Below are 8,685 nucleotides of genomic sequence, written 5' to 3'. Positions count from 1 at the left end.
CGGAGGCCGAGGGCGCGTCGTGTGACATGTGCACACTTTCGCGACCACCCCGCGCGACTCCTGCTTACAACGGTGAATTCTTCAGAGATCCGTGTCAGGCCGCCCGCTGACCTGAACACTTACCGTCTGATTCCCCTGAACCTGCCGAGCTCTCCGCATCCGAACTGCTACAGCAGCTGGGTCTTGTCGCGGTTGGCGGCTTCGTTACAGGCTTTGTCGGCAGCTGGGGGAAGCGCATCGGTCATGGTTTCGGCGACTACCTGACCATGGGGCTGATCGGAGCCGGCCTGTTCGTTGTCGTCGTCCTCGCCCGCGCGTTGTTGCGAAGAGCCTGGGCCAAGACCGGCTACTAACGGGACGCCGTTATGAGCTCGTGGGCGCTGCCCCTGGTGCGTACGTGAGCGGGCATTCTTATCTGGGCGAAGCCAAACTGTAGGAGTGCCATCGAAGGCCCTGTCGGTTGCATTCTGGATCACCATCGTCGGCGGAGGCGGGCTGGCCGTCGACTCGATCGTCCGCCTCCCAGTCGGCGCCGCTCTCGCCTCGTTGGTGCTCTTTCTTGCCGGCGCCGTTACGGTCGTCATCGTGGCGCTGAGGGATGCTCGCCGGCGCGGTGTCGGGTTCGGAGTGGCACTGTGGCAAGGCGTCCGCCAAGGCCTGAGTTGGGTCTGGGCATTCATGCCCTGAGCGGACTGACGCCCTGTCGTTATGGCGCAAGCCCCAAGGCGACACGGAGCGCCCGCACCGGGCACTCGGAGCTATGCCGCAGCGCGGTCAACCCAAAATGCGAACTCGGAGTCCACGAATGGATTCGAAATCCTTGGTGTTCCGTGTCGCTAGCCCAAGGTTGCGCTCCAACGCCGTCGCGGCGATCAGGGCGTCGGGCAATCGGACTCCCGTCTCTCGTCGGATGCGGCCGGCTCGTTCGGCGATGGCACGGTCAACGGGAACCTCGCGAAAAGCGGCGAGCACACGGCTGGCGAGGTCGGTCCCCGTCGCCCCCGCGAAGAGCTCGGCACGCGTGATCACGGAGTAGTGGAGGCGATGACGACCGGCCTTGAGCTCGGCGGCGCCGCGAAGGTGGTCGATGAAGACGTCGGTGTCGACGAGGATGTCAGCCACGGTCCCAGTCGTCGCGGCTGGGCGAGCGGGCCTCCGGATCCGCGCCGAAGGTCGACGCCAGAGCAGCGGCGGCGTCGGGCGCGGCATTGAGGTACGCGTCGAGCGCCCGCCGGACGACCTCGGCGAGCGTGACACCCTCGGAGCGGGCGATCTCGTCGATCAGGCGCCGCTGGTCTTCGGTGAGGTACACCTGTGTACGAGTCGCCGACATACAGCATGAGTGTACAGCACCGGGAAGCTCGCCGGACATTCGGGAACTGCCGATCGGCGCTGGTCGGCGCCGGGGGCGTGCCTCGGGGACGGGGCCGGCCCTCCGACCGTCGCACGCACGCAGAACGACCGTTCGTGGGCGGCCGGCGACTTCCTGCCGCCGAACGCAACGTCGTACGCAGTCGACGATCCGGAACTCGACCACCCGCTGGCGGTCGAAGTCGACCGCCAGAGCTCGGAGCAACGCCTTGAACTGTCCCTGTAGGCCACGCCCATCCACCTGGGACGGTCGGGGCGCCCTGTCTTGCAAACATTTTGCTAACGAACTGGGCAGAACAGAACGGATTACGTGCTACCAAGCATCACGGCGGTTACCTAACAGTGCTGCTCACGGGCACTATCCAAGACTGGCAATCACTAAATGGCACGCTGATGTCGCGCTTTTACTCCCAAGGTGCGGGGTTCGAGACCCCGGCGGCCCACGACGGGTCAGAGCGTTGCGAGCTCGCGCAGCAAGGTGCCGTGGCGGGCGTTGCTGGTGTCCTGCTGGTACGAGAAGACGGCCACCCCGGCGGTGTGCTCAAGGGCCAGGCGGGCCTGGACGAGGCTGGCGTCGACCGGGTTCAGCCAGCCCCCGATGCCGGTGGCCACCGCCCCCGGGCCCTGGTCGAGCTCGGACGCGAACGCCAGCCACTGGCGGAACCAGCCCGCGTGTTCAGCCACCGCCTCGCGCATGTAGACCATGGGCACGGCCAGGTCGACCAAGCCGTCGGACACCCACGCGGCCCAGTCCTGGGCGTAGTCGGCGTAGGCCCGGGTACCGCTGAACCCCCCAGGCGACGCCGAGGGGCCGGCCTGCTGGGCGATCACGGCCGCGCTGAGCAGCGCCCCGGGCCGGGTCCCGGCCAGGGCCCCGCGGGCGCGCTCGACGATCGTGCGGCTCTGCTCCCGCTTCCATGCCGTCCATCCCGGGTCCGAGGCCGCGGGCGTGCCCTGATGACCGGTCTCGGCCCGGAAGCGTTCGAGGGCCCGGGGGTGGTAGCCCCACTGGGCGCCGTCGTAGCGCACGTAGTCGAGGTGCACGCCGTCCACGTCGTACCGGCCGGCGATGTCGGCGACGACGCCCGCTACGTGGTCTTGCAGTTCGGTCAAGCCGATGTCGAAGTACTCCCGGCTCTGGGTGCCCGAGGCCGAGACCGTCATCCACGGGTCGGCCGTACCAGGCCCGTGCTCGCGGGTGACGTGGCCGGCGGGCAGGTCGAGCCCCCGGTAGGACTCGTGCCAGGCCGTGGCCACGGTGAACCAGGCGTGGACCTGAAGGCCCCGGGCGCGCCCGCCGGCCACCGCGGCGGCGAGCACGTCGAAGCCGGGGTCCAGGGCCGGGTCGGGTGTGGGGGGCAGCACCTCGGACCGGTAGTAGGCGTCGTGACGGCGCACGACCTGTACGAACACCGCGTTGAGCCCCGACGACGCCGCGTCGTCGAGCACGCGGTCGAGCCCCGCCTGGGTCTTGAGATCGTCGCTGAAGAGGTGGGCCCAGGCCGCCTTGAGGGGCCGGGGCAGCTCGACCTGGGCCACCGGCGGGGTCACGGGCGGGGGCACCGCGGGAGCCGTGCTCGCCTGGGGCGGTCGCGGAGCCCCTTGGCCGAACTGGCCGTTGCCGGTCGACGTACACGCACCGGCCACGAGGGCGAGAGCCACCAGCACGGCCCCCTTCAGGCTGTGCTTGCCGCGCTGGAGCACCGAGGCGGTGCCTCAGCGCGACGCGAACGCGCGCGCTGGGCTCATGGTTCCAGTCTGGCCTGGCGGCCGCACTGAGCGCGTTCGCTCCCTACCAGCGGCAGAATCTCGCATGGCCCGGTTCGTGGGACGGGGGCGGGAGGTCGCGCAGTTCGAGGTCGCGCTGGCCCGGGTGGCAGGGGGCCGGGGCGGCCTGGTGCTCGTGACGGGGGAGGCCGGGATCGGCAAGACGCGGCTGTGCGAAGAGGTGACCGACCGCGCCGGTGCCGCCGGCGTGGCGGTGGGCTGGGCCCGCTGCTGGGAGGCGGGGGCACCACCGCTGTGGCCGTGGGAGCAGTTGCTCGGTGAGCGGGGCATGAGGACCGGCCTTCCCGAGCGCCCAGCGGGGTCGATGGGCGAGGAGCCGGAGCTTGCCCGCCTACGGTTCTTTGACGAGACGGCGGCGTCGGTGGTGGGCGCCGCTCGTGCCCAGCCCTGGCTGCTGGTGATCGACGATCTTCACTGGGCCGACGTGGCGTCTCTGCTGCTGCTTGCCTACCTGGCACCGCAGTTGCGGACCGCCCCGGTGCTTGTGGTGGCCACCATCAGGGACGGCGAGGTCGGACCGGGGTCACCGCTGCAAGAGCCGCTGACCGACCTCGGCCGCCACGCGTCCTTCACCTCTCTCGGGCCCATGGCTCCCGACGAGTTGGCCTCCCTAGTCGACCCTGACCCCGACCCTGGCTTTGGGCCGGGTCCCGTGGCGAGTGTGGCCGGCACCGCGAGCACCCCCGGTCTGCCGTCTGGGCCTGGCACCGGGATCGACCCGGGCACCCTGTTCGAGCTCTCCCGAGGAAACCCCCTGTTCGCCCGGGAGCTGGCCCGCCTGCTGGGGCCGGATGGCATAGGGCCCGCGGCCCCGCCACGAGGCGTCGGCGGAGTGCCTGTCCCCCCGACCGTGCGGGCCGTCGTGACGCACCGGCTGAGGAGGCTGTCCACCCCGTGCCGCGACCTGCTGTCGGTGTGTGCCGTGGCCGGCCAGCCCTCGGTCGAGCTCGTCGAGGCGGTCAGCGGTCTTGACCGCGCCGCAGTCCTCGCGGCGGTCGACGAGGCTCAGGGCGCCCGCGTGATTGAGGCTGCCGGTCTGGCTGTCTACGCATTCACGCACCCGCTGTGGAGGGCCGCGGTGTACGAGGACCTAGGGGTGGCCCGCCGCGTACGCCTGCACGAACAGATCGGGCTGGCCCTGGAGCAGAAGGCGGGCACGGGCCGCGAGGTCGACTCAGCCATCCTGGCCCACCACTTCGTCGAGGCCGGCCCCGGGGGCGGTGCGGGGCGAGCCGTCCCCTACGCCGTGGCGGCGGCCGAGGCCGCACGGGCCCGGCTGGCCTTCGAGGACGCGGCCGCTCTCTACGAAACAGCACTGGCCAGCCTCGACGAGGCGCCGACGGCCGCTGACCGGGCCGAGGTCCTGCTGGGCCTAGGCGAGGCCCAGGCCGCGGCCGGCTGGATGGCCGACGCCCGTGAGAGCCACCTCGCGGCCGCTCGGCTCGCCCGGGCCCACGGTCGCCCCGACCAACTCGCCCGGTCTGCCCTGGGCCTCGGGGGCCGGAGCGGGTTCGAGGTCGTGCTGGCCGACCGCGAGCAGATCGACCTGCTCGAAGAGGCGCTCCGGGCGACCGAGGGTGGGCCGGCAGGCCTTAGGGCGCTGGTGGCCGCCCGGCTATCGGTCGCGCTGTCGCTGACGGGCGCTGACGAGCGGCGCCGGGCGTTGAGCGAGGAGGCCTTGGTGTCCGCCCGCCGTTCGGGTGACGACACGGTGCTGGCCGCCTGCCTGGCCGCCCACTGCGACACCATCGCCGGGCCCGAGGGGAACGACCGGCGTCTGGCGGCGTCGACCGAGATCATCGCCTTGGCCACGGGAGCAGGTGACGCCCCCACCGAGCTGCTCGGCCGTCGGCTACGGCTGGTCGCCCTCTTGGAACGAGGCGATATGGGCGGCGCCGACGCCGAGATCGAGGCCTACGCCCGTCTCGCCTCCGTCGTCGGCCAGGCCGCCTACCGGTGGTACGTGCCGCTGTGGCGTGCCATGAGGGCCCTGATGCGCGGGGACATCGTCGGGGCGGAGCGGTTCCTCGGTGAGGCCCACGATCTCGGGGTCGCGGCCGGGAGCGGCAACGCCCACATCCTGGTCGAGGGCCTCCGCTGGTTCGTCATGCGGGCCAAAGGTGACGCTGAGGGCCCGTTCGCCGTCCTCGGCATGCTTTCCGAGCTCGAGCCGGTGCTGGGCGCCCAGATCAGGGTGTCAATGGCAGTGGTGCTGGCCGAGGCCGGGCGCCTCGACGAGGCCCGGGCCGGGCTGGACAGGCTCGCCCAGGCGTTACCGGCTCTTCCCCGCGACTCCGAGTGGGTGGCGGTCATGGGCCAGCTGGCCGAGTCGATCGCCATGGTTGGGGGACACCCGGTCGCCTCCTGGGCTTACGACGCGTTGCGGCCATTCGGCCATATGTGCGGAGTGGAGGGGATCGGGGCGGTGTGCTGGGGGTCCGTGGAGCGGCCCCTCGGCCTGCTGGCCGCCTCGCTCGGGCGCCGGACCGAGGCCGTAGCCCACTTCGACGCCGCCGAGCGCGCCAACCGTTCGTTGGGGGCGCCCTTGCTCGTGGCCACGACCTTGAGCGAGGGGGGCTTGGCCCTGCACGACTCATCGCGCCTGGCGGCCGCGCTGGCTGCTTACCGCGAGCTGGGCCTCGGGGCGAGGGTGGCCGAACTCGAGGCGCACCTGTCCGGGACGGGGGGCGAGAACGTCTTCCGGCGCGAGGGCGACGTGTGGGACCTTCGATTTGCGGGCCGCAGCGCCCACCTGAAGGACGTCAAGGGCCTGCGCGACCTGGCCCGCCTGCTGGAGCGACCGGGTACCGAGATGGCTGCCCTCGATCTGGCGGGGACGGTCGGGGCACCGCACCAGATCGACATCGGTCCCGTGCTCGACGAGGGTGCCCGCCGGGCCTACCGGGCGCGGCTGGCCGACCTCGACACCGAGTTGGAGGCGGCCGACGTCGCGGGCGACGCCGCCCGTTCGGAGCGGGCTCAGAAGGAGAAGGAGGCCATCGCCGCCCAACTGGCCGGAGCCGTGGGGCTGGGAGGCCGGGCACGCCGGATGGGGGCGAGCAGCGAGAGGGCTCGTCAGGCTGTGACCTGGCGAGTCCGCGATGCCATTGGCAGGGTCGCGGCTGTCCACCCCGAACTGGGCGAGCACCTCCGGCGCTGCATACGCACGGGGACCTACTGCGCCTACGAACCGCCGGGGCCAGTGACTTGGTCGGTCTGAACGCACCCTCGCGGCCGTGAGGAACCTCCTCACGCCATGGGGGTGACTGCTCGACCGAAGGAGATGCAGATGGCCAGGATCAGCAAGCAGGAAACGGCGACCGTCTACGAGATGGAGGGCTTCGAGGGCCGCTATGAGGACCTGGACGGCTATACCGTCGGGTGGGAGTCCTACACCGAGGACGCCGACCCCAGCCCACTGTTCGCCGGCCTACCCGGGGACCGTTGCCAGTGCCCGCACTGGGGTGTCGTGCTCCGCGGCACCCTGGTTTACACCTACGACGACGGCTCTGAGGACGTAATCGGGGCGGGCGAGGCCTACTACGCCCGGCCCGGGCACCTGCCCAGGTTCACCGCTGGGACCGACGTGGTCGAGTTCAGCCCGACCGACGAGCTGGCCAAGACGATCGAAGTGGTCATGTCCAACCTGGCGTCGATGGCCGGCGCAGGCGGCTGAGCCCGCTACCCCCTCAAACCCGCGCGGGAAACGTGGGCGGAACGCCCACGTTTCCCGCGCGGGTTTCGCGGGGTTTCGGGTATGGTAACCAGATCGTTACCGATACTGGACAGGCGCAGGACGTTCCCCGGGGGGGCAAGGACCCGTTCGGTGCCTTGGGCGACCCGCACCGGCGCCGGATCCTGGCCCTGCTGGCCGAGGCGCCCCGGCCGGTGGGGGCGCTGGCCGAGGCCCTGCCCATCAGCCGGCCGGCGGTGTCGCGCCACCTCCGGCTCCTCAAGGAGGCCGGCCTCGTGGAGGAGGAGGCCCAGGGCACGCGCCGTATCTACCGGCTGCACGACGACGGCCTGGCCGCCGTCCAGCGTTACCTGCTCGACGTGTGGGGCGAGGCCGCGGCCCGCTTCCGCCTGACGGCCGAGAACACCCGGTGACCGAGCCGCTACGGGTCGAGCTCGACATCGCCTGCCCGCCCGAGCACGCCTTTGCCACCTGGACCGAGCGGTTCGGCTCGTGGTGGCCCCGGGGCCACACGGTCAGCGGCGACCCCGGCTCGGTCGTGTTCGAGGGCCGGCCCGGGGGTCGCATCTTCGAGCGCACCCGCGACGGCCGAGAGATCGAGTGGGGCGAGGTGACCGGCTGGGACCCACCTCACCGGCTGGCCTACCGCTGGCACATCCGCCGTGACCGGGCCGACGCCACCGACGTCGAAGTCCGCTTCGAGGCCGGTGACCGGGGGATGACCCGGCTGGAGATCACCCACACGGGCTGGGAGCGGCTGGGGGCTGAAGCCGAGACCTGGAGAGACGCCAACCGCGGCGGGTGGGCCGGGCTGCTGCCCGTCTTCGCCGCCGCCTGCACCGTGGAGGTTGAACGATGAGCGCAACAGCTACCGGCAGCGGCACCCCCGAGGACCCGTGGGCCCTTCGGACCCCACCGGGCACCGGGGAGTTCCAGGTCTACCGCGACAGCGCGGCCGAACCGGCGGAACTGGTCTGCCAGGTGGGCTCTACGAGGCTGCGCTACCTGGCCCGGTGCCTGGAGGACGTACCGGCCATGCTGGCCCGCCATGGCGACTGGATGGAACTGGGCAGCGCCGACGAGAACAAGCCGGCCAAGGAAGGCACCCTGGAGGCATGGGCCCGCGCGGCCGACAACCCGGTGGGCGGGTGGTACGGGCTGCGCAAGGGCTACCGGGGCCGGTTCGCCATGTACATCCCCCCGCTGCTCGAACACCTTGGCCTGGTCGAGCTGGAGCACAACCCTCGCAACAACCGCATCCGCGCCCGGTAACCGGTCGCGGGTCGCCCGCCTCGGACCAGAATCACGCACCGACGGCGAGCTCAGCGCCGAGCCCAGCGGTTACTGCACCGGCGTATGGGACGCGGCCACCATCGCCCGCCAAGGGGTCGAGGCCCCCATGGTGCGGCGGTGAGCCCGGGCCGGTCGATGAGGGGGACCGGTGTCACGGTGACGCCTCGACGTGAAGCGCTCCGGCCGCCCCCAACGCTATTATCTGGCGCCTTCCCGAGAGGTGAAGGTGGTCTTCTCGTAGGGACCGGGGCCGAGGGACGGGCTTTGACGAAACTGGCCATAAGGGCTTGCCGCATGGCTCTGTTGGGCCGCTCGCCTTTCAAGGCTGCACGGTCCACGCGGTTCGTAGGGCCATGATCGACCGACCGGAACGGCTGGCGGGCACCCGGTCAGCTCCCGGGTGCTGCACCTTCGCTTAGCTCCCATGGCCCCTGGCGGGGCCGCCCTCGGCGGATGAGAATCGGGGCGTGCCGGGCCGGCCCAGACGTCGGACGACTATGGCGCTCGGAGCCCGTTCTTAGCTTGACGCGGGGGTCTCG

The 8,685-nt window shown here is 71.4% G+C and carries 8 protein-coding genes; 5 read left to right on the top strand and 3 right to left on the bottom strand.

The features are described from left to right. Positions 1 to 774: 774 nt before the first annotated feature. From AB1673_17040 to AB1673_17030, 3 genes are all read right to left on the bottom strand, one after another. Entirely contained in the window at positions 775 to 1,122 is a 348-nt protein-coding gene (locus AB1673_17040) for a type II toxin-antitoxin system VapC family toxin (GenBank protein ID MEW6155664.1), read from the bottom strand. Next, positions 1,115 to 1,312 carry a ribbon-helix-helix protein, CopG family gene (locus tag AB1673_17035; GenBank protein MEW6155663.1) on the bottom strand — a complete coding sequence of 66 codons (198 nt, stop codon included), beginning with the start codon at positions 1,310 to 1,312 and terminating at the stop codon, positions 1,115 to 1,117. Before AB1673_17035 ends, AB1673_17040 begins: the two co-directional genes overlap by 8 nt. A gap of 509 nt (positions 1,313 to 1,821) precedes the next feature. Then, the gene (locus tag AB1673_17030) at positions 1,822 to 3,075 is read right to left on the bottom strand and encodes a family 10 glycosylhydrolase (protein MEW6155662.1); all 1,254 of its coding nucleotides are present in this window, start codon (positions 3,073 to 3,075) and stop codon (positions 1,822 to 1,824) included. 109 nt (positions 3,076 to 3,184) lie between these two features. On the opposite strand from AB1673_17030, the gene AB1673_17025 reads away from it, so the two are divergent. The 5 genes from AB1673_17025 (at position 3,185) to AB1673_17005 (ending at position 8,125) form a co-directional block, all read left to right on the top strand. Next, positions 3,185 to 6,379 carry an AAA family ATPase gene (locus tag AB1673_17025; protein MEW6155661.1) on the top strand — a complete coding sequence of 1,065 codons (3,195 nt, stop codon included), beginning with the start codon at positions 3,185 to 3,187 and terminating at the stop codon, positions 6,377 to 6,379. A 36-nt stretch (positions 6,380 to 6,415) separates the two neighbouring features. Continuing rightward, positions 6,416 to 6,835 carry a cupin domain-containing protein gene (locus AB1673_17020; protein ID MEW6155660.1) on the top strand — a complete coding sequence of 140 codons (420 nt, stop codon included), beginning with the start codon at positions 6,416 to 6,418 and terminating at the stop codon, positions 6,833 to 6,835. Positions 6,836 to 6,990: 155 nt separating this feature from the next. Then, positions 6,991 to 7,266, top strand: coding sequence for a metalloregulator ArsR/SmtB family transcription factor (locus tag AB1673_17015; protein ID MEW6155659.1), 276 nt, complete (start codon positions 6,991 to 6,993; stop codon positions 7,264 to 7,266). Continuing rightward, positions 7,263 to 7,712, top strand: a complete 450-nt coding sequence (locus AB1673_17010) for an SRPBCC domain-containing protein (GenBank protein MEW6155658.1) — start codon at positions 7,263 to 7,265, stop codon at positions 7,710 to 7,712. Before AB1673_17015 ends, AB1673_17010 begins: the two co-directional genes overlap by 4 nt. After that, positions 7,709 to 8,125: a DUF6855 family protein gene (locus AB1673_17005; protein MEW6155657.1), complete on the top strand. Its 417-nt coding sequence runs from the start codon at positions 7,709 to 7,711 to the stop codon at positions 8,123 to 8,125. The genes AB1673_17010 and AB1673_17005 overlap by 4 nt, the downstream gene beginning before the upstream one ends. Positions 8,126 to 8,685: the final 560 nt, after the last annotated feature.

The organism is Actinomycetota bacterium, from assembly GCA_040754375.1.
Classification (GTDB): Bacteria; Actinomycetota; Acidimicrobiia; order Acidimicrobiales; family AC-14; genus JBFMCT01.
This window is presented reverse-complemented; position numbering and strand designations above follow the sequence as displayed.

Bases quoted from the DNA above. Each gene is read 5' to 3' on its own strand.
- AB1673_17005 (MEW6155657.1), top strand. From the start codon at position 7,709: ATGAGCGCAACAGCTACCGGCAGCGGCACCCCCGAGGACCCGTGGGCC.
- AB1673_17025 (MEW6155661.1), top strand. From the start codon at position 3,185: ATGGCCCGGTTCGTGGGACGGGGGCGGGAGGTCGCGCAGTTCGAGGTC.
- AB1673_17020 (MEW6155660.1), top strand. From the start codon at position 6,416: ATGGGGGTGACTGCTCGACCGAAGGAGATGCAGATGGCCAGGATCAGC.